The sequence below is a fragment of the Paenibacillus sp. P4_A9 genome (assembly GCF_056402415.1).
Genome location: NZ_JBFUHL010000004.1, coordinates 76,859 through 98,181, shown reverse-complemented (window position 1 = coordinate 98,181; position 21,323 = coordinate 76,859). Strand labels below are relative to the sequence as shown.

Sequence of the window (21,323 nt, the reverse complement as noted above, 5' to 3'; positions counted from 1 at the left end):
GATTCACTTATGGAAACAAAGCTAGCGATCGTCGTCCGCTCCACGGAGATTGATGTGAATGGGCACGTGAATAATGCGAAATATTTGGAGTACCTCGAATGGGGGCGTGAAGAATGGTATGAGACTTGTGCGCTATCTTACGAGACTTTTGGTGAGCTTGGTATTCAAACCGTGACGGTGAATATCAATATTAATTATCGAAAAGAGTGCAAGCAAGGGGAGCATCTAACCGTCAGCTGCCGACCTGAGCGAATGGGCCGTTCCAGCTATGTTCTGCAACAAGAAATCCGCAACCAGCAGGGTGAGCTGTGTGCGGATGCGCTCGTCACGAGTGTAACGATGGACAGCATAACGCGCACAAGCCGGGAGGCCCCGGCGGAGTTAAGGAAGTATTTTGCCTAATGCCTAATCTTCTCTCAATCTCGCAGGACGTGTTAATGGGCAATCAACAAGAGCCGGTGCACCGGGTATAAATTCGGTCAGCTTCCGCATATACGTTGTGGGAAAAAACGTGTAACTATGAAATATACCTTGTAGACGCTCTTCGCTTCATTGGTTAATTCCATATATTAGACTTCCTTTTTGGTAGTAGTTTCCTCCCACTCGGATGTAATTATGCATCTGTGGATAACTTCTGACCGATTGGCGTCGGGAGTCCATCCATGCTCGTCATATTTTTCGCTTGCCAGTAGTTGAGCAGTCCTTCCTCACCTTGTTTGGTCGCCCAATTCTGCAGCGTATTCCGCTCACCCTCATAGGTGTAAAAAGGAACGCTAAAGCCGCAGGACGACTTCACCTCATGGATATCTACGACTATGATCTGTCGCGCACCTGGCAGCAGCTCGAATTTGGGTGCCAGTCGATCCCATTCAACAGACCCAGGCAGGACAACGCGGCCTTTGCCATACAGCCTTATAATTTGAGGCGGTCCTTCGATGGCCATGAACATGATGGTGATGCGGCCATTTTCCGCTAGATGCGCGCTGGTCTCATTTCCACTCCCGGTCAGATCCAGATAGGCCACTTCACTTGGAGATAAAATTCGCAGTACATCGTGCCCCTTTGGTGAGATATTGACATGTCCTTCTGAAGATAGCGGCGCCGATCCTACGAAAAATATATGTTGCTTGGCGATAAACGCCTCATGCTCCGGTAGCATGGCTTCGAATGATTTCCCCATTCACACTCACTCCATTCTCATTTCCATTTTCTTCTATTATGTTCCCCATCACCCTATTTGTGAAATATATATTCAACGCACTCGTTATAGGAAATTCCTATAGTCAGGTGATGCAATTCGTGCATCCCAGACTACATGAAGAAGAGCTTCCCCCTCGTTTAAACGCGATGAAGGGAGAGCTCTTTTTTTGCACACGATGTTAAATCGTGCTGAATCATTAACCAAACGCCCAGCTTGCGAATATGGTGTAGCAAAAACGTAGGGATGATGACACATGAACGACCTAGATTTGGAACACCAACCGGTTAGTATACAGACCTATCAGGTGCTGCGCGACAAATTGAATTTGTTGTACCCCGCTGTGATCCACCTGAACCCGCCCATGGTGCAGCACACCATCAACACAACGATTGTGGATGCCGTGAATAAGCAGCTGCACGATCAGGGCTACCCGCAAAACCCGACGACGGACGTTACCGCTTATTACGAACTCAAAACGAATGAACGTCGTGTACTTAGTTTGTCTTTGATCAATTATGCCTTCTCGGGCGGAGCTCATGGAAACACGATCCAAAAGTCGCTGACCTTCAGCACGGAAACCGGTAAAAGCTATTCGCTGAGTGAGTTATTTAAGCCTGGCAGCGATTATGTCGCTGTGCTAAGTGCAATGATTGACGCCGAAATAAAGCGGCGCGAGATTCCGTTGTTAGTGGAATTCAAAGGCATTCGGCCTGATCAGGATTTCTATATTGCGGATAAATCGCTCGTTGTCTATTTTCAAGTCTATGAGCTAGCCGCTTATGTGTATGGGTTCCTATACTTCCCGATTTCCGGGTACGCGCTCCAGGACATCATTGCAGAGGACAGCCCGCTTGGGAAAATGATGTATTAGTATTAGACACAGAGAATAATTTGTCGGCTGAAATTACCTTTGTTCACAGTACAGCGTGAATCGATATGAAAGCCCGCTTTGGTCAAAAGCGTGTCGATCTGCTCTGTCGTGACAATAACCGCGCGCCGCGCCAATTGGCGAGCGGTTTGCAGCATTTCCAGCTTCTCTGCTTCCGGCAGCACAGAGCAAAGATTGTACGGCATGTCCAGGATCAGCGCATCGTAGATGGACTGTGGACTGCCTTGCGGGGTTGCAGGATGCGGAACGAGCGTCCGCATGTCGGCTACTTGGACCACATCCGGCATGCCGAAGTGGTCCAGATTCACCCGCGCGCCGCGCACGGCCAGCGGGTTCAGATCATACCCCACAATGTCGATCCCCATCGACATCGCCTCCACCAGCACCGTGCCCATGCCGCAGCACGGGTCAATGACCCGCGTGCCCGTCACCTCGGGCACGGCAATGTTCACCACCGCCCGCGCGAGGCGCGTACCTAGGGCGGTGGAGTAGTTCTGCGGCTTCTGCTGATGCTGAAGCCAAACGGCTTCGCCGTAGCTGCAGTCGCCGAACAACCACCGGCCTCCCAGCTCCGTCACGGCGAACCATTGCTCCGGCCTGCGCATCTCGGCCTTGCCGCGCAACCCCAGACCTAGTTCGCGCTCGACGTTCCGCTGGCGGTCATAGCTGACCGCCGTGTCCGTCTCCGCGAACACGACCTTGAACGTTGCGCCGCGCACGGTCAACGCCTCCAACTGCGAGGCCAGCTCCGGCAGACTGTCGGCCTCAAAGGCAACATCCATCCGCAGCTTCAGAAACGGGCTGCGGCTCGGCTCTACCCTGTGCGCGCTGACGGCGTAGCGCGCACCAATAACGGCGTCTGCGCCCAACAACGTGCGCAGCTCTAACTGACACAAAGCCTGCTCATCCTCATGACAGGCAAATACATAGATATGTTCCACTTGCTATCCCTCACTCTTCCCTTAACACTATGCAAATTCCTGAATAACCTGCTTCACGAACGTATCCATCGTTTTACACAAGAACATATCCTTCCGATACACAATCCCCACTTCCTTCTGTGGAACAGGGTCGATAATCGGGATCGCGCACAGCTTCTGTTCATGCATCTGAACGCCCATACCCTCCACATAGGATTGAGGTACAATGGCCCCGCACACATGATTCTTCGCCATTTGCAGGAGAGACTCCAATGTGGACAGCTCCACAATCGGCTTCCAAGCAAGGCCAATTTGTGCGCAGTAATCATCCATCATTTGGCGAACGTAGAACTTCTGCTGCAGCATCGCAATCGGAATCTCCGTGAGCTCTGCCAGCCGTATTTCCTTCACCTGCTCTTGGGCAAATAGATGCTGAGCCGACACGACGAGCTGAAGCTTCTCTTGGTACAACGGTATACACCGCAGCTGCTCGTCCTCCTCCGGCAAAAATACAACACCGACATCCAACTCATTGCTCAGCAGCTTCTCTTTGGTCTCCTCGGTGGCCAGCTCCATCACGGAAAGCTCGATTTTGGGATACTTTGCATGAAACGTCATGATCGTCGCCGTCAGCAAATGATTCCCGGAACAACCGATCCGCAATCGTCCGCGCTGCATCCCTTGGAGCTCATTCATCGCCATTTGCGCTTGCTCCAGCTCGTGAAAAATGTTGCGACTATGCTTGCGCAGAATCTCGCCCGCTTCGGTCACGTAAACCTTTTTGCCGATACGCTGAAAAAGCGGAGATCCCACCCGATCCTCCAACAATCGGATCTGCTGACTGAGTGTAGGCTGGCTGATGCCCAGCTTCTCAGCTGCTTTGGTGAAGTGCAGCTCCTCACACACCGCCAAAAAATACACTAACAACCGATAATCCACCTGAGATCCTCCGATCATAGCTAATAACTATGATAGTAATTGATAAATCGCAATTGATCAATGATTGCGAATTTACTACAGTTAAGGGTAATAGATTTTTAGGAACTTTTAGGGAACGCTCCATATGAAAGGTGGCCTCTTACATGTACGGAACCATTCGCATTGAAGCTAATCACAGCTTCAAAACCATGCCCAATTTAGACGAGAATCTCGGGTTTGGGAAGCATTTTACAAGTCATATGTTTATGATGGATTACGAAGAAAGTCAGGGCTGGCACGATCCACGCATCGTTCCTTATGGTCCGATCTCACATGATCCCGCTGCAATGGTTTTCCACTATGGGCAAGCGGTTTTCGAGGGTATGAAGGCTTTCCGCACCGAGAGCGATGACATTGTCCTGTTCCGACCTGATCAAAATGCGAAGCGCTTGAACCGCTCCAGTGAGCGACTCAGCATCCCGCAAATGGATGAGGATTTCGTTGTCAGTGCCATTCAGGCGCTGGTTCGTGTCGATGCCGCTTGGGTGCCGAAGAAGAAAGGTTCATCCTTGTACATCCGCCCTTTCATCATTGCTACGGAAGCTGCATTAGGTGTGCGTCCAGCTACGCAATATTCATTCCTTATCATTATGTCGCCTGTCGATGCTTACTATGAAGAAGGCTTGCAGCCAATTAACATCCTAGTGGAGAGCTATTTTGCCCGATCTGTTCAAGGTGGCACTGGTGTTGCCAAAGCGGCCGGTAATTACGCAGGCAGCCTTAAAGCGCAGACGCTGGCCAAAGAGCATAACTGCGCACAGGTGCTCTGGTTGGATGCCATAGAGAAGAAATATTTAGAAGAAGTCGGCAGTATGAACGTCTTTTTCAAAATCAGCGGAGAAGTTGTCACGCCTAGCCTTAGCGGCAGCATTCTGGAGGGTATCACGCGAGGAAGCATCATCCACCTTTTGAAGGCATGGAATATTCCCGTATCTGAGCGGAAAATTTCAATTGATGACATCGTGCAGGCTCATGCAGATGGGACGCTAGAGGAGGCTTTCGGCACTGGTACCGCTGCGGTTGTCTCGCCAATCGGCAGCCTGTTGTGGAACGGTACACCGATGGTGATTAACCAAGGGAACACAGGTGAGTTGGTGGAACGGCTGTACACGACGATCACGGGTATTCAAAGCGGCAAGCTGCCGGACACATTTGGCTGGATGTTAAAGGTTTAAATCAGACCAACAAACAACTCATCTACCCACCGTTTCCCACAAATAGATGGATTTTCTGACGGATTTACTCCCGCAATAGTCCGATATTGCCGAATTAATTTCATTGTCTTTATCATTGAATCCAAATTAGTCCGAATTAACCAAACTAAATCGACCTAAACAACGCTCACACAGGGAAAACGGGTAAATAGTTTGGCAAAATCGGACTATTGGTCTTTTTTTACAAGTAATACGCGATTTAGTTCGGAGATATCGGACTAATGCAACTTCAAGCGTCGCTGATGTATCCGCGCACGAACATGCGAAAAGACACCCATCGGGGTGTCTTTTTTTGTTTCAGCGGCTTGCGCCCACTGTCATTTTTCCACTTGCCCGTCATCGTCCTTCTCTTTCCCCTGCTCCTCTACTACGTGACCATCAATATCGATAATATCCTTGCTGATCACGACTTCAGCCCCGAGGAAATCTCTCAGCTTACTCTTCGCTTTCTTTCTGACCTCATCATCAATGCTCTTCGACACGGCCGCCAAGGCAAAGCCCAGCGCACTTAGATCATCAACATAACCAACAATCGGCAGTAAATCTGGCATTAGATCTAGCGGCAAGATGAGATACCCCAACGCACCATAGATTTGAACCTTCGCGCGGAGCGGCGTTTTCGGACTTTCCAACGCATAAAAAAGCAGTAACCCACTATAGATCACTTTACTGCCGGCTTTTTTGGCACCTTTTTTGAGCTTGGACCAGAAGCCATCAATAGAGAAATATTTTTCATATTTGGACGCATTCATTTAGCGATCACTCCATTCATCAGCATTTACCATGTATGCCTACTATTTTACACCTATCACATGCATGAAGTCTCGCTTTCCGCATATCTCTTATTGTTATGCTCAAATTGATTATAGTTTATCGCATCGGGAAACAATGGTGAGAAACCTCTTAGAAAGATGATTGCGGGAACCAAAAAACTCATACTTTCTACTATGGTGAAAATGGAGGTGTTGGTTGTGGCAGAAATTAAAATTCTTGATAATGGTCCCCTGCTCGTAAGTGGCGTTACCTTACTGGATGGGGAAGGAAAGCCAATGGAAACGAAGGAACAGATTCACCTGTGTCGTTGCGGACTCTCGTCTAACAAACCCTATTGCAACGGTGCTCATAAAGGCAAATTCGAAAGTCAGGTTCGCGCCTAGTACACACCAGAATACGACAAATAAGCTATTCCACAAAGGGTTGTTCTCAGGTAGATTCATCTACTTGGGTAACAACCCTTTTCCATGTGCAGAGCTCCAACGCAAAATTTACCCAAGTCCATCCAAAGAATGTCCCTATACAAATGGTCGCTCATCCTGTAAGGTTTTGAAATTAACATCTTGCAGCAAGAAACGAGGCCATCTATGCATTCAGTCCTACTTAAACTCACTTCCATCCGGCTGCCCTTCTGGGTCATGTTTATGAATACCTTCAGTATGGCCGTCGGATTTTATATGATGATCCCGCTGCTTGCCTCCTATTTATTGAACGACATCCTCCTGACAGTCAGCATGGTGGGGATCATCTCAGCGATTCGCAGCTTCAGTCAGCAAGGGCTTTCCGTTCTTTGCGGTACGTTGGCTGACAAGCTCGGGTATAAGCGTACGATTCTTATTGGCTTGTTGATCCGTACCTTCGGGTTCGGCATGTTCGGCTTTGTCGACAGCATCCCAGGCTTTATCATAGCTTGCTTCTTCTCTGGCTTGGGCGGATCCCTGTTCAATCCAGCTAGTTATGCGTATTATGCAGCACTGTCTACTTCGAGTAACCGCATTACCATCTATTCGATTCGTGAAATGCTAAGTAATATGGGCTTCGTCGTGGGTCCTGTTTTAGGCGCCTTACTCATGGGTTTCCATTTCAAATACGTCAGCTTGGCTGCTACCCTTATCTTCGCATTTTCCTTTTTCTTCAGTCTCTTCTTCTTACCCGCTATCCAGAGCGAACAATCTCGCAAGGCTTATTCAGGCATCTGGTCACAAATGAAAACTGTGCTGAGCAATCGTCCTTTTCGACGTTTTATGATTTTTACGATGATCTCGTGGTCCCTTGTCACCCAGTTATATATCGCCGTTCCGTTTCGTGTACATCAGCTTGCTTCTGATGCAAATATAGGGCTCATTTACAGCTGTGGCGCCATTGTCATGGTCCTTCTGCAGGTGCCCTTGTCCAAATTAGGCAACAATAAACTGCAGCCTTTTGGCGTGATGTCGCTAGGTACGTTGCTGCTAGCAGGGGGCTTATTCACAATGGGCATGATGGGTTCCATGTGGGGAATCTATGCGGGGGTAATCGCCTTTATGATTGGGCAAGTATTTCTGCAGCCAATGATGAATACCATGGTTTCCGACTATGCCGGGAATGAGCCGATTGCCAGCTATTTTGGTTTTAACAGCTTTGCTCTCTCCATCGGGGCCATTATCGGAAACGTCGGTGGCGGGTATTTGTATGATCTGGGGAATGTGCTGGGGTGGCAGGGTCTTCCGTGGATTTGTTTCTTCGGATTTGGACTTCTGAATATTATGTTTATGCTAAAAGAGCAAAGGATCTCAGGCAGCTTCATTCGGAAAGCCGCCTGAGAACCGTGCGCGATACGTTATCATTCACTTGTTTCTGACAATCTGGTAGCTCATGGCTAAAACGCCGTTACTGTAGCCTTTGGAGTCGATTAACTTGAGGTTCATTGGCTCCTCGATCCCATCGAAAAGACGCGTGCCCGACCCGGCTACCACTGGGCAGATGTTGAGGTTAAGCTCATCCAGCAGTCCTTCTCGCAGCAACGATCGCACGAGTGTTGGGCTGCCCGGGACCTGAATATTCTGTCCTGGTTGCTGTTTGAGCTTCGTAATTTCGTCGACGAAATTGCCTCGTAGCAGTGTCGCTGGCTGCCAATCTAGCGTATCGAGTGATTGCGAAACCACATATTTATGTGAATGGTTCAAAAACTTCGCCATCGGCACATCACTGCTCTGGTGCTGCCAAAATTGCGCCAAAAACTGATACGTTTGCGGCCCCAAAAGTACCGCATCCGCTTTTGCCACGCCTTCTGCGATGCGCTCCATGATTTCTGCGTTGCCCCATTTCTTGGGCGAGTTTTCTGGAGAGTCAATGACGCCATCCAGTGACATGAAAAGTCCTGCAACGATTTTTCTCATCGTTAATTTGCTCCTTCTAGGGCTTCATTTATTGATAATATGCCCAAATTCTAACATAAAAGGACGAGATTGATGAGGTAAAGCCGAAAAGTGCAAATGTGCATCTTTTACTCCCAAAATTTGCTGGAACTCAGTGAATGCGTGCAAAAAGTCTCATACTTGGAGGCCCAAACGGTGACACTAGCGGTAGAGTCAACCGACAACCGACACATATAAGACTCCAAGCCAAAAAGGACATTCTTGGATCCGCTAGCTAACTAGCTGAATGTCCCTTCTTCACCGAGTATACTCGTTAGGCACTCTACTCTACATTACTCAATGGCTCCATGCTCTCTCAACAAGCCAATCACCGCAGAATGACCTTGCTCTTTCGCCAGATCAATCGCATAGACGCCGTCTTCTGACTTCGCATTAACATCCGCACCATGTTCGAGCAATAGCCCAATGATCTGTGTACTATCCTTATGGAAAGCTGCCACATGTAAACTCGTATGCCCATTACTATCCATAATCGTCGGCTTCGCACGGTGAGCGAGCAGCAGTTGTATGACCTCTATGCTTCGCTCGCCAGCAATGGCTGCGTGTAATGCCGTATTAGAAGGAATATAGCTAACTTTAGAGTGCGATAAAGCATTCACATCGGCTCCATTTTCCAAAAGCAGCTTGACCACTTCTCCCTGACCGAAATGTGCCGCAAAGCCCAAAAGGGTAAGCCCATCACTGTTTTCAGCACTCGCAAGCGATAAATTCATATCCAGCAGATCCTTTACTCGATTAGCGTCGCCCGTGCGAGCTGCTGTAAATATGTCGTTGATCATATAAGGATGGCCTCCTCTAACTTGTATATATTTCAATTCGGCAAAAATCTTGGAATTCCCTTTTTTTTCCTAGCAAATAAATCACGCCCAACGGATTCCAAAAAAGACCCACAGCAGCCTAGCTGCAGGCCTTCCAATTTACTCCTTCTTCGGCCGACTTCGCACCTCATGTAGATAGGTCAGAACATGCCGCTCTTCCGAGTAAACGTATTCAAAATTCAGCTGAGAAGCTACTTCATGAGCCGTGTCACGGAACAAGTCACACATCGCAAACAGGGCATTCCAAATGCGATCGTAATCGGCATCCGAATACGTTGCTGTGAAAGCCTGCCATTCCTCAGCCGTTAGGAATTCTTGGATATACTTGCCGCATTTGCCTGCACTCATTGTAAAATCAGAACGCATCCCAATCTTCCACTCGATCATCTGGATCAGGACATTGCGGTTGATTTGCTCGTACATAAACATGACATAGGGCAACTCTTCGCGCCAAAGCCCCTTCGCTATATTTAAGCAAATCCACCAAAACTCATTGCATGCCCCTTGAAATTGTTTCTCCGATGGTCTGCGGATATGGTAATCCGTATCGCTCGCTAAAGGAAGCGGCCCTACGATCCCGTCCTTATTCAAAAGCAGTACGCTTAAACTATCTGGCTTCATCAATTGCCGCCGCTGTGCTAAAGGGATTAATGTGAGATCGATTCGATTCCCATCTTGAAATTGCATGAGATATACAATGCGTTCTGTTCGCTCTGTTGTTGGATATAGTTCATTATCATCCGGCATTTGCATCATAAGCCGCTCTCCAAAACGATCGATCCAATCGGGATCAGACCGGAATGAATCCGTTTCCTGTACGAAATAAACGATATCGTAATCCTGAAAATCGTCCCGCGGCACATTCGGATTTGTCCGTGAGCCGTTCATCATAACCGCGCGGATGCGCTCGTCATCTCGGGCCGTATCTAAAATTAAGGCCATCATTTCTTGTTCGCTTCGCATATTTACCTCCTAGATCACATGAGCACCATACATCGGAAGACTCCTTGTTCAATCCACACAAGATTCTCAGCCGTTAGCTGTTTCGCTCATCTATCATCCTCCTTGATTAACGCAGTATCCGGTCTAAGTTACTTATCACTGACCACAAATTAGGAATAACTGTAAAAAATACAGTTAAATTTGCGGTATCCGACTGCTTTGAGCAAGTAACTGGATTTCCTGTAGTTAATATAGCGTCATTTCCCCAGTTTGCTGATTTGGGGGCAGATTAACTGTATTTTTTCCATCTATTTGGTGATATTAGGCGATTTGAGCTAAAGTAGATGGATATTTTCCAGTTAGTTAGTTGGGTGTGTGACTTAATTAAGATGACAAAAAGCAGATTGATAATTTTACCACATAATCCCAATGTATCATAAAAGTGTAGCTATGGCTCACTCTGTTCGAGTAGTATCCCAGCCATCCCATTCCCATTCAACATTCACTCCCAAACCACACCAAAAAGGCTACTCCCGAAAGAGTAGCCCCATCACTGCAAATAAACCAAACACCGTTAACATCGCACCTGAGATGCGATTGATCCAGAGGAACGCCGTGCCTTTGATCCTATCTCGCAGCAAGCCAACCAGCAAACTCAACAGCATCCACCACAGCGCTGATCCCAAGAACACACCGATTACGAGCGAAATCGCTGGCGTGAAGCCTGCATCCGCGCTATCCCCCAGCCCAAGCCCCGCGAAGGCGCCTACGAACGACATGATGGTCATCGGATTCGTAATGGTGAGCAACAAGGTGGACACATACGATTTGAACAGCGTGTCCCCTGTCGCTTTTGCTGCCTCAACCGCAGGCTTGGAGCGGAAGGTTTGCACGCCCAAATAGATGAGGAACAGACCGCCGACCAGCTGCAGGATCAGCTTTTGATCCAACAGGAAGCTGGTAATCAGCGTCAATCCGAACCCGGCAATAAAGCCGTAGATGGCATCCGCCGTAGCTGCGCCGAGCCCCGACAAAAAGCCATGCAAGCGGCCTAACGTCAGGGTTCTGCGCATACACAAGATCCCGATTGGCCCCACTGGTGCTGCAATTGAAAAGCCAAGCAGTAGTCCTTTTAACAACGGGATCAGCAATTAAAACACCTGCTCACCGTCATAAGTAGCGATTTTCTTATATAGATCCGGACGACGATCGCGGAAAATACCCCATTCGATACGCTGAATTTCCAGCTGATCTAGGTCAAACTCAGCAACGAGAACCGTTTCCTCGTCGCGACCAGCTTCCTGAACTAGATTGCCCTGCGGACCTGCAATGAAGGAAGAACCATAGAAGTTGATGCTGGAATCCTCATCTTCTTCCTTGCCGATCCGATTCGACGCGATAACCGGCATCAAATTACAAGCCGCGTGACCGCGCATGCACATTTGCCAGTGATCCTTGGAATCGATCGAGCCATCCTGCGGCTCCGAGCCGATCGCCGTTGGGTAGAACAACAGCTCCGCCCCCATCAACGCCATTACGCGAGCAGCCTCCGGGTACCATTGATCCCAGCAAACGCCGACACCGATTTTGGCGTAGCGTGTTTTCCAAACCTTAAAGCCCGTATCGCCCGGGTTAAAATAGAACTTCTCCTCGTACCCCGGACCGTCGGGGATGTGGCTTTTGCGGTACGTGCCCATCACAGTACCGTCGGCATCAATCACAGCTAGCGAGTTGTAGCGTGCGTAGTTCTTTTTCTCATAAAAGCTGATCGGAAGTACAACCGCGAGTTCCTTCGCGATTTCACGGAAATGATTGATCGCTTTGTTCGTTTCCAGCTCCGTTGCGAAGTGGTAGTAGTCGGATTTCTCTTTTTGGCAGAAATACGGCGTCTCGAACAGCTCTTGAATCAAAATAATTTGCGCGCCCTTTGCCGCGGCTTCACGAACCAATTTCTCCGCTTTGGCGATGTTTTCTTCTATGTTGTCAGAACAGCTCATTTGCGTGGCTGCCACTGTCACTTTTCTCAATGGAATCACCCTTTCTTACTAGCTGGCATTTGCTGCGTCGTGCAGTGTACATTGCCGCCTTCTTTGATAATGGACATGCCGTTAATCGTGCGGATTTTGCGATCAGGGAACGTCGCTTGCAGGACATCAATCGCCTTGCGATCCGTCTCTTCAGCCGTCCCACCGAACACCGGCAATATAATGCCGCCGTTCACGAAATAGAAGTTCAAATAGCTAAGCGTCAAACGCTGCTCTTCAAAGAACGTAAGCGGCGGTTGTTCAATTTGGATAATCTCAAATGAACGGCCTTTCGCATCTGTCGCACTGCGGAGAATCTCCAAATTCTCCTGCGTAATCGCATAGTTAGCATCCGAAGGATCGTTGCAGACTTGCAGAATGATTTTACCTGGAGCCGCGAAGCATGCAATGTTATCCACGTGACCATCGGTCTCGTCTCCGTCCAGCCCCTTGTTCAGCCAGATAATTTTCTCCACGTTCACGAAATTGCGGACATGCTCCTCAATCTCCTCACGGCTTAGATCCGGGTTACGGTTCGTGTTCAGCAGACATTCTTCGGTAGTCAAAAGGGTGCCCTCTCCATCCACGTGGATGGAACCGCCCTCCATGACCAGCGGAGCGTCAAAACGCTTAATACCATGGTGCTCCGCGATTTGCGGGGCTACATTATCATCTAGATCCCAAGGCGCGTATTTGCCGCCCCAAGCGTTAAATGTCCAATTGACTGCCGCGATTTCTTGCTGAGCGTTCAACACGAATGTCGGACCGTTGTCGCGGAACCATGCGTCATTGTGCGGGATCTCCAGGAAATCCACGTTGGACTCTGTGAACATCGCTTTCACTTGCTCCGCATCGGAAGGGTTAACTATCACGGTAACAGGTTCAAATTCGGCAATCGCCTTCGCCAAATCCGCATAGCCTTGGGATACAACTGCGTGATCCTCAGGGTAAACCATCGACGCTTGCACAGGCCAAGAAATAAAGGTACGCTCGTGCTCTGTCCATTCTGCTGGCATGCTATAGTTTAAATCTTTAGGTTTCGTCATCATCAGTCATCTCACTTTATCTCAAATTGGTAATGAAAAATCCAAAATAAACGGCTACGCTGTCCTCTAAGGACGTATCACAGTGTTTATGGAGAAATATAGCCGACTTATTTACGTGAAACATATAACATCTTATATTTGAATAAAAACATCGTCTTTCATCATAACTCAAATGGAGCCTAGGCTCAATGTAATTAGTATCCTGCTTGCATTTTCCGCACCCTAGGGAAGCAAACCCCAAGTCGAAGTGATTCCTATTGACTTGTATCGTGTCCAAGTGCCGCATATTGATGCGGATGTTAGGTCGGATTACTCCCAGGTAGCTATTAGTCCGAAATTGTCGAATTAATTTCACTGTCCGCATGATTAAATCTTATTTAGTCCTAAAAAGCCTAACTAAATCCACCAAAACAACCCTCACGCAAGGAAAAAGAGCAAATAGTTCGGCAGAATCTGAGTAATGGTCTTTTTTTTAAGTAATTCCTCGTATTAATTCGGAAATATCGGACTAATGCAACTTCCGGTGAAGTTGTTGGAAAATAATAACGAGGCCATCCTTTAAAGGGTGACCTCGCGCCTCGCGCTGACTATCCCAGCCAACGGTTCATTCGAACTGTCAGGTACGGATACGTCAAATATAAGCCAGCTAGATAGAGAAGCACGGCTATGTAAACAGGCAGCAAATGCACAAAATCCGTGTATCCAATATGCGCATGAACGAACAGTCCTGCCACAAAGCCCGGCAGCCCACCCCATAGGAATGTCCACCACAACCAGCCTTCACCTTGATTGATCCCCCAAAGCGCTGAAGCGGTTATCGCCACTGCCAGTGAAAAAAGTGCACCGCCAAAGCCCGCGCGATCATGTGCGATAAGGGGGATGATGGCATCACTCCAAGCAGACAATTGTGAAGTGGTTAGACCCAAATAGGCCAAATCACTCGGGACGAATACGTCCGTAATCCCGACGATCGATATGGTAAGTCCGCCGATCCCTAAACCGAAGCCAAGTACCACGAAGCAGCATTGCCCCCACTGGGCTCTTAACCATACCCGATCATTTCGAAGACCTGGCGGCTTGCGAGACGGATAATCCTTCAAACCACGCAGCGTAAGCAGCAACATAGGCAGCAGAACTACCGCTGCAGCCGCATGAAGCGGATCGAAATATCCGTAACCGAGATAGAGAAAGAAACTGCTAAAGCCGACAACACAGGAAGATAGGACTGCGGTTCGAGCCCAATGCAGCCCGTAGCGTAAGCCGTGATGCGCTAGCTGATAATAGAAAATGCCAATGGAGATCATCGTCCCCGCTAAGGTGATGCGATCATGGGACATGAAATGAAGAAGATGTGTATTGAAACGAATAATTTCACTGCGGGATCTACCCAAAAAGTCTTCATCGTAAGGCAATACTACTGTCGTTGCTGCGATCAACCATGCTAGAACACCGCCAATCATCATGCCTAATCCTAGCAGGCTCATCCACCCCCAATTCGACCAAAAGGATGGGGTGGGTGGAGAGGATGGTGAAGGCGGGACGGATGGGATCTCCCCGTGTGGAGGAGTGATCGAAGGGTCGGAAGGTACTACGACATTGGAGGTCACAGGAGAAGTGATGCGATGATAAAGAATCGCTTCATTGATTCGCTTGGGCAGCCCTGGCCCCGCGTAGACGAGCCCGCTGTGCAGCATGACGCTATTCGCTCCAGCTGCCAGCAACGCGAACGCGTCCTCCGGCTGATGCACGCCGCCAGCCGCCACAATCGCACTTCGCTCGCCCAGCGCCTCGCGCAGCAGCCGGACCTTGCTCAGCTGCGCGCTGAGCAAAGCAGCGCCGCCGCCTACGCGCTCGCGGCGAGTGCCCGGCTCTCGCTGCGCGTCGCCGAGGACGACACCGCTGAAGCTTCGCGCGGTGTCCATCATGTCCCGCAGCTCCCCCTCGGGGATCTGCTGCGGCACATACAGCAGCAACGGCTTGCCCGGGGCAGCCGCTTGTGCCAGCTGGCGTACCTCATCGAGGTACGCCAATGCCTTGTCGGATGGCCAGCCTTCGGCAAGGCCATCTATGGTGAACCCCGCCGCGTACGGCGCCAGCTTGAGAAGCAGCTCCCGCTGCTCCTCAAGCGCTTCGCGCGGCGAGCTCCCCGGCATCGGCCGGAGCCGCACGAAGTGCGGCAGGCGATGCCCCGTGCCCTTGCGCAGGCGCGCAGCGATCGCGTCCGCGCCGTCGTTGACATAGCCATCGGGGTAGACGATGGCTTCCTCATCAGCCATGCGAGTAATCGATACATGGCTACTAACAGCTCGGACCGTCACAGGTCCGAGCTCGATGAAGCCGAGCCCAAACTGGGCGAGGGCCTTGTTTGCCGTGCCTTGTGGGTCAAGCCCGCCGCTGAGGCCAACCGGGCAGGCAATCGGCACGCCTGCAAGCTCGCTCGCAAGTAGAGGCGACATTTCCATGTGGCCCATCGTGCGGATCACGAAGGTCCCTCCAGGAATGCGACTTAGCCCGCCTATCGCATGCAGCGTAAGCTCTCTTGCCGTCCGACCCTTAAGCCGGAAAAGCAATGGTTTAAATAGCGTATGATACGACCAATCGGGCATAGGCCGCCTCCTCTTTTGGATGTTAGTTCCAGTATACAGCGTAACCGTCCACCTGCCCATAGACACACTTTGTTACCAATTCCTGTGATTATAATCACAGAGTTCCCCGCCTTTTGTTCGCTATACTGAGGACATCAAGCCATTCTATTGGAAATGAGATGATCCCACATGTTAAGCGAACAAACCATTCGAGTGATTAAATCCACCGTGCCTGTACTCGAAGTCCATGGTGTAGCCATAACCAAACGCTTCTACGAGAGGCTGTTCACGGCTCACCCAGAGCTGTTAAATCTATTTAATCACGCCAATCAAAAACAAGGCCGTCAACAATCAGCACTTGCCAACGCCGTATACGCAGCAGCTGTAAATATTGATCGATTGGAGGCTATTCTGCCCGCGGTCAAACAAATTGCGCATAAGCATCGCAGTCTAGGCGTCAAACCAGAGCAATATCCCCTCGTAGGCGAAAATTTGCTAGGAGCGATCAAAGATGTGTTAGGTGATGCGGCGACGGACGAGATTCTTGGAGCTTGGGCTGAAGCTTACGGGGTCATTGCGAGTGCTTTCATAGGCGTTGAAGCAGATATGTATACGAATTCGGCTCAGCAGCCTGGGGGGTGGACAGATTTCAGACCGTTCATTATCGCAAGCAAAAAGAGAGAAAGCGACGTCATTACGTCCTTCTACCTGACTCCGCAGGATAAGGGCCCTATAGCTGCATTTGAACCTGGACAATATGTCAGTATTCGCATTCAAATACCTGGAGAAGAGCACACGCATATTCGGCAATATAGCCTCTCACATGCACCTGGAAAGCCGTTCTATCGGATTTCCATCAAACGCGAGGACACCAATCCTGCTGTTCCTACGGGCAAGGTTTCCGTCTATTTGCACAACCAGGTTCAAGAAGGAACTGTCGTGTGGCTTTCCGCACCTGCAGGTGACTTTACATTTGATCCAGCCGATACGCGACCTATTACACTCATCAGCGGCGGGGTTGGGCTCACCCCTATGGTGAGTATGCTCCACGTACTTACAACCACGCAGCCGGATCGTCAAGTTACCTTTATCCATGCCGCTCAGAATGGGGCGCATCATGCACTTCGTCAAGAGATCGAGCAGCTTGCCGAGGAGCATCCTCAACTGACCGTTGCTTGGTGCTATGCGGAGCCGACAGCTGCGGATACCAGCGAGCAGGTTTATCACAAAGAGGGCTATCTCGATCTTCCATGGATTCAAAGCGTGGTGCCAACTGTGGATGGAAGCTTCTACTTCTGTGGACCCGTTCCGTTCATGAAAACAGTGAATCAAGCACTCATCGCATGGGGTGTTCCGGAAGCGGACCGTCATTATGAATTCTTCGGTCCAGCGGGTGCACTTACTTAACAAGTTTTGGGAGAAGAGCCTAGTCGCTCTTTCTCCCTGTTTCCCGTAGCAGCCGATTCACGGTTTCTCGGCGAAGCCCAATGAACTGACCGATTTCCTCTTGGGTTAGCACGTCTGTCAGCTTCAAGGTACCTATATATTGTTGAAACCATGTTTCCATTTTCAGCAATTTAGCCGCTGGCGTCATTTCGGTCAGTTGATCAATACGCTGCTGCATCATGCGCAGCTTTTCTTGTAATTGACGTGCGATCGTGCGAAAATGCTCCGGGCTGCGCTCCAAATCCTCATACCACTGCGCAGCAGGCAGCACTTCGATCTCACTAGTTACCAGCGCAATTGCAGTTGCATAGTAGGCACTTGGACTAATCAGCGAATGATGCGGAATCGTCTCACCGGGCACTATGATATTCACGAGCGTCGAATTACCGTCTTCATGTGATCGGACAATTTTCAACAGACCCGCATGCAGCCTGAATAGCGAGCCCGTCTCTCCTTGGCGGAATAGGATTTCTCCTTTATGCAGCTTCATCTACATGTCTCCTTCTATTTGAAAAAAAAGCGACAGCACCTTAGGCTGATCGCTTTTTCATTTTCACACTGATGACGGCGTGCTATAGTTCTTTCTTCAACGGCTCGAATGGTGTCCGAATCAACAGACGCGCCTGTGTTAATTTACCCGATAAGCTTACATACCAATTCAACTGCTCGACCTTACTAATAAGCCAAATCGAGATCAGCAACCCTGTTAACGACACGAAAACCGCAATCGGCAGAGCCCACATGGAGACTGGATGAGCAAAATAAGGGATGAACGAAACCGCCAAGATTGGCGCGGCATTCCATTTGAAAAATTGGATTAAGGTGATCGTCACGAGAGCTGTCAGGAAGAAGGAAATGGCTCCCGTGCTTATGGTGTAAAATAGACTGCCCATCGTCACCGCGATAATGGCTCCGATAATAATGCGGCGAATTTCCTTGATATTATCTACGCGATGCATGAATAGAAAACTGAATGCCCCCAGCGTTGGGTAAAAAACCATCTTCATCGATGGAAAGTGATAGGAAGCCCAATATGCTCCCATCAAGTAGCAGCAAATAATAAGTGAACGAAGAAACATCGTTGGTTCCCGTCCTTTTCTATAATGGGATACATGAGGCCGTTCAAACTAGACCTATCCCATTTTACAAAATAGACAGAGATTCAGTCAATGACTTTACATATCATGTAAAGTTATTACTGCCTCGTATGTCGCTTAGCTAGCTCCGATCCACGGACACTGTTGTCGAAGCAAAGAACTTCGCCACAGCAAAAGACGCCGCCCCAAGCACAGTAGACCGATCACGAAGCTCCGAAAACTCCACCTTCAACTGCTTGCGCGGATGCGGAAGAGATCGTTTCTCCAGCAGCTCCAGCAATGGCTTCATGAGCCACTTCTCCCCACCGGCAAGTCGCCCACCCAGAATAATAAATTCCGGATTATATCCGTTAATGATGTTCACCACACCGACCCCAAGGTAGTAGCCCAGCCGCTCAAAAAGCTTGATGACCGCTATGTCGCCACTTTCCGCTTTGCTTAATAGAGTCTCTAAATCGACATCGTGCCCGATCTCTTTCTCCGCTTGCTCCAATAACGCATGCTCCGATGCGTAAAGCTCCCAGCAGCCAAAGCTGCCGCAGCGGCATTTGGGACCGTCATGCTGAATTGAGATATGGCCGATCTCGCCGGAGAAACCCGTCGCGCCGCGATACAGTTCGTTTTTAATAATAATTCCTGCACCGATCCCCATTCCGATGGACACATAAATGAGGTTCGCGGTGTCTTTGCCTGCGCCAAACTGCTTCTCGCCCACGGCCCCAGCATTCGCTTCATTATCAATCACAACAGGCAGCCCGAACTCAGCTTCAAGCTGGCTCTGCAGCGGTACATTTTCCCAGCCCAGATTGGGGGCAAACAATAAATTCCCCTCCTCATCACAGATGCCTGGCACGCCAAGGCCAATACCAATAACGCCATACACGCTCTCAGGCGCCGTTTCAATTAGTTCACGAATCGTTGTTTTCAGCAGGCCGGTAACCTGCTCCACGGATTCATTGTGATGCTGGATGCGATTCTCGCGAATCACTTTCCCCGTCAGATCCGTAAGCACAGCCAAAATGTCATGCACGCCAAGATCAACGCCAATCGCATATCCTGCCATGCCATTAAAAAGCAGCATCATCGGCTTACGCCCGCCGCTCGATTCCCCGACACCGATCTCTTCCACGAGGGAACTCTCGATGAGTTCATTCACTAGACTAGAGACCGTCGCCTTCGTCAGCCCCGTTATCTCAGCAATTCTAGCGCGTGAAATCGGTGAATCTGTACGAATGTGGTGCAGCACGATCGTTTTATTTATTTTTTTCACGAGGTTTAAGTCGCCTGTTTGTTTCATTGGTTATCCTCCATACCGTTCCAAATGCTGTGAAATAAACGGCTACGCCGTCCTCCTGGGACGTATCACAGTGTTTATCAAAAAATATAAGCATTGTATTGTGTGAAACCTATACGCTTATATTTCGAGTCATCGCTATGAGAATGATTCTAACATAGAAGACTTTTTCACGCACCAACTAAGTTTGTTTAATGAATTTACAAACTATTCGAATGATGCTATGATGACTTCATAAGCATTTATCATTCATTTATACGGAGGCTGAATTCATGAGCTACTTTGACAACATTCAAGCAGTTAATTACGAGGGCCCGACATCCACGAACCCACTTTCCTTTAAATTTTATAACCCAGATCAAGTGATTCTAGGCAAAACAATGCGTGACCATATGCGTTTCGCAGTTGCTTACTGGCACTCCTTCTCTGCTAATGGTTCGGACCCATTCGGCGCTGGCACTAACATCCGTGCTTGGGACAAATACGACGGACTAGAGCTTGCCAAAGCTCGCGTTGATGCTTGCTTCGAGCTTCTAAACATTCTAGGTGTGGACTACTTCGCATTCCACGATCGCGATATCGCGCCTGAAGGCAGCACCCTGCAAGAAACGAATGCAAACCTCGACGAAATCGTTGGTTTGATCAAAGATAAAATGGCTTCCACAGGCAAAAAGCTGCTTTGGAATACAGCAAACATGTTCACGAACCCGCGCTTCGTTCACGGGGCTGCTACTTCCAACAATGCTGAAGTTTTTGCTTATGCAGCAGCACAAGTGAAGAAAGCTTTGGATCACGCGAAAGAGCTTGGCTCTGAAAACTACGTATTCTGGGGCGGCCGTGAAGGTTACGAAACGCTTTTGAACACGGATCTTGGTCTTGAACTCGACAACCTAGCGCGCTTCCTGCACATGGCTGTAGATTATGCCAAAGAAATCGGCTACACAGGTCAATTCCTGATCGAGCCTAAACCGAAAGAGCCTTCCAAGCACCAATACGATTTCGATGCAGCTACAACACTTTCATTCTTGCAAAAATACGACTTGCTTCCTTACTTCAAGTTAAACCTTGAAGCTAACCATGCAACGCTTGCTGGTCACACGTTTGAGCACGAGCTTCGTGTAGCTCGCGTTAACGGCATTCTTGGTTCCATCGATGCGAACCAAGGCGACTTGTTGCTAGGTTGGGATACAGATGAGTTCCCGACTGACTTGTACTCGACTACAATGGCGATGTACGAAATCCTCTTGAACGAAGGCGGCATCGGCCGTGGCGGCGTGAACTTTGACGCCAAAGTTCGTCGTACTTCCTTCGAGCCAATCGATGTTGTGTATGCACACATTGCTGGTATGGACGCATTCGCACGCGGCTTGCAAGTTGCAGCGAAATTGATCGAAGACAAAGTATTCGACAACATCCTTGATACTCGCTACGGTTCCTTCAAGTCCGGTATCGGCGCAGACATCGTGTCTGGCAAAGCGGACTTCAAGTCACTAGAAGCTTATGCACTTGCCAATAACGGACCAATCGTGAACCAATCCGGCCGTTTGGAATTGATCAAAGCGACTGTGAATCAATATTTGCTTAACGCTTAATCTATGTAAAAATGTGAAAATCCCGCTTCAGCCGTTGGCTGGGGCGGGATTTTTTTCGATTGAAGCCCTAGTAGGAGCGGCTCCAG

21 protein-coding genes are annotated in these 21,323 nt (G+C 49.2%); 7 read left to right on the top strand and 14 right to left on the bottom strand.

All coding sequences use genetic code 11. The annotated features are described in order from the left end of the window. The first annotated feature begins 9 nt into the window (after positions 1–9). Positions 10–402 carry an acyl-CoA thioesterase gene (locus AC1DVJ_RS05830; protein WP_477589085.1) on the top strand — a complete coding sequence of 131 codons (393 nt, stop codon included), beginning with the start codon at positions 10–12 and terminating at the stop codon, positions 400–402. Between the two features lie 211 nt (positions 403–613). On the opposite strand, the gene AC1DVJ_RS05825 is transcribed toward AC1DVJ_RS05830, so the two are convergent. Further along, positions 614–1,180, bottom strand: coding sequence for a pyridoxamine 5'-phosphate oxidase family protein (locus AC1DVJ_RS05825; protein WP_477589084.1), 567 nt, complete (start codon positions 1,178–1,180; stop codon positions 614–616). Positions 1,181–1,454: 274 nt separating this feature from the next. On the opposite strand from AC1DVJ_RS05825, the gene AC1DVJ_RS05820 reads away from it, so the two are divergent. Next, positions 1,455–2,072, top strand: coding sequence for a DUF3298 and DUF4163 domain-containing protein (locus tag AC1DVJ_RS05820; RefSeq protein WP_477589082.1), 618 nt, complete (start codon positions 1,455–1,457; stop codon positions 2,070–2,072). Between the two features lie 2 nt (positions 2,073–2,074). Here AC1DVJ_RS05820 and AC1DVJ_RS05815 read toward each other — a convergent pair whose 3' ends face one another. Next, complete coding sequence (locus AC1DVJ_RS05815; RefSeq protein WP_477589080.1) at positions 2,075–3,031, bottom strand: TRM11 family SAM-dependent methyltransferase; 957 nt, start codon at positions 3,029–3,031, stop codon at positions 2,075–2,077. A 27-nt stretch (positions 3,032–3,058) separates the two neighbouring features. Continuing rightward, positions 3,059–3,949, bottom strand: a complete 891-nt coding sequence (locus tag AC1DVJ_RS05810; protein ID WP_477589078.1) for a LysR family transcriptional regulator — start codon at positions 3,947–3,949, stop codon at positions 3,059–3,061. 143 nt (positions 3,950–4,092) lie between these two features. On the opposite strand from AC1DVJ_RS05810, the gene AC1DVJ_RS05805 reads away from it, so the two are divergent. Beyond that, on the top strand, positions 4,093–5,163 hold the full coding sequence (locus tag AC1DVJ_RS05805) for a branched-chain amino acid aminotransferase (protein WP_477589077.1): 1,071 nt from the start codon (positions 4,093–4,095) through the stop codon (positions 5,161–5,163). A gap of 356 nt (positions 5,164–5,519) precedes the next feature. On the opposite strand, the gene AC1DVJ_RS05800 is transcribed toward AC1DVJ_RS05805, so the two are convergent. After that, positions 5,520–5,954 carry a YkvA family protein gene (locus AC1DVJ_RS05800; RefSeq protein WP_477589075.1) on the bottom strand — a complete coding sequence of 145 codons (435 nt, stop codon included), beginning with the start codon at positions 5,952–5,954 and terminating at the stop codon, positions 5,520–5,522. A 219-nt stretch (positions 5,955–6,173) separates the two neighbouring features. Here AC1DVJ_RS05800 and AC1DVJ_RS05795 point away from each other — a divergent pair, with 219 nt between their 5' ends. Both AC1DVJ_RS05795 and AC1DVJ_RS05790 read left to right on the top strand, forming a co-directional pair. Then, positions 6,174–6,359, top strand: coding sequence for a CDGSH iron-sulfur domain-containing protein (locus AC1DVJ_RS05795; RefSeq protein WP_477589074.1), 186 nt, complete (start codon positions 6,174–6,176; stop codon positions 6,357–6,359). 204 nt (positions 6,360–6,563) lie between these two features. After that, positions 6,564–7,778 carry an MFS transporter gene (locus AC1DVJ_RS05790; protein WP_477589072.1) on the top strand — a complete coding sequence of 405 codons (1,215 nt, stop codon included), beginning with the start codon at positions 6,564–6,566 and terminating at the stop codon, positions 7,776–7,778. A gap of 24 nt (positions 7,779–7,802) precedes the next feature. Here AC1DVJ_RS05790 and AC1DVJ_RS05785 read toward each other — a convergent pair whose 3' ends face one another. From AC1DVJ_RS05785 to AC1DVJ_RS05755, 7 genes are all read right to left on the bottom strand, one after another. After that, positions 7,803–8,354, bottom strand: a complete 552-nt coding sequence (locus AC1DVJ_RS05785; RefSeq protein ID WP_477589070.1) for a dihydrofolate reductase family protein — start codon at positions 8,352–8,354, stop codon at positions 7,803–7,805. A 311-nt stretch (positions 8,355–8,665) separates the two neighbouring features. After that, the gene (locus AC1DVJ_RS05780; RefSeq protein WP_477589069.1) at positions 8,666–9,172 is read right to left on the bottom strand and encodes an ankyrin repeat domain-containing protein; all 507 of its coding nucleotides are present in this window, start codon (positions 9,170–9,172) and stop codon (positions 8,666–8,668) included. Positions 9,173–9,310: 138 nt separating this feature from the next. Beyond that, positions 9,311–10,174 (bottom strand): aminoglycoside 6-adenylyltransferase, encoded by an 864-nt coding sequence (locus tag AC1DVJ_RS05775; RefSeq protein ID WP_477589067.1) that lies wholly within the window; start codon positions 10,172–10,174, stop codon positions 9,311–9,313. 506 nt (positions 10,175–10,680) lie between these two features. After that, positions 10,681–11,301, bottom strand: a complete 621-nt coding sequence (locus tag AC1DVJ_RS05770; protein ID WP_477589273.1) for a LysE family translocator — start codon at positions 11,299–11,301, stop codon at positions 10,681–10,683. Between the two features lie 3 nt (positions 11,302–11,304). Next, positions 11,305–12,180: an N-carbamoylputrescine amidase gene (aguB, locus tag AC1DVJ_RS05765; RefSeq protein ID WP_477589066.1), complete on the bottom strand. Its 876-nt coding sequence runs from the start codon at positions 12,178–12,180 to the stop codon at positions 11,305–11,307. A gap of 5 nt (positions 12,181–12,185) precedes the next feature. Next, positions 12,186–13,223, bottom strand: a complete 1,038-nt coding sequence (locus AC1DVJ_RS05760; RefSeq protein WP_477589064.1) for an agmatine deiminase family protein — start codon at positions 13,221–13,223, stop codon at positions 12,186–12,188. 587 nt (positions 13,224–13,810) lie between these two features. Then, complete coding sequence (locus tag AC1DVJ_RS05755) at positions 13,811–15,829, bottom strand: dihydroorotate dehydrogenase (protein WP_477589062.1); 2,019 nt, start codon at positions 15,827–15,829, stop codon at positions 13,811–13,813. A 168-nt stretch (positions 15,830–15,997) separates the two neighbouring features. Here AC1DVJ_RS05755 and hmpA point away from each other — a divergent pair, with 168 nt between their 5' ends. Then, complete coding sequence (gene hmpA / locus AC1DVJ_RS05750; protein WP_477589061.1) at positions 15,998–17,215, top strand: NO-inducible flavohemoprotein; 1,218 nt, start codon at positions 15,998–16,000, stop codon at positions 17,213–17,215. 19 nt (positions 17,216–17,234) lie between these two features. On the opposite strand, the gene AC1DVJ_RS05745 is transcribed toward hmpA, so the two are convergent. The 3 genes from AC1DVJ_RS05745 to AC1DVJ_RS05735 all read right to left on the bottom strand — a co-directional run bounded on the left by AC1DVJ_RS05745 (position 17,235) and on the right by AC1DVJ_RS05735 (position 19,648). After that, positions 17,235–17,744 carry a Crp/Fnr family transcriptional regulator gene (locus AC1DVJ_RS05745; protein ID WP_477589059.1) on the bottom strand — a complete coding sequence of 170 codons (510 nt, stop codon included), beginning with the start codon at positions 17,742–17,744 and terminating at the stop codon, positions 17,235–17,237. A gap of 82 nt (positions 17,745–17,826) precedes the next feature. Continuing rightward, complete coding sequence (locus tag AC1DVJ_RS05740; RefSeq protein ID WP_477589058.1) at positions 17,827–18,261, bottom strand: hypothetical protein; 435 nt, start codon at positions 18,259–18,261, stop codon at positions 17,827–17,829. 211 nt (positions 18,262–18,472) lie between these two features. Beyond that, on the bottom strand, positions 18,473–19,648 hold the full coding sequence (locus tag AC1DVJ_RS05735; RefSeq protein ID WP_477589057.1) for an ROK family protein: 1,176 nt from the start codon (positions 19,646–19,648) through the stop codon (positions 18,473–18,475). A gap of 269 nt (positions 19,649–19,917) precedes the next feature. On the opposite strand from AC1DVJ_RS05735, the gene xylA reads away from it, so the two are divergent. Further along, complete coding sequence (gene xylA, locus AC1DVJ_RS05730) at positions 19,918–21,237, top strand: xylose isomerase (RefSeq protein ID WP_477589055.1); 1,320 nt, start codon at positions 19,918–19,920, stop codon at positions 21,235–21,237. Positions 21,238–21,323 lie beyond the last annotated feature (86 nt).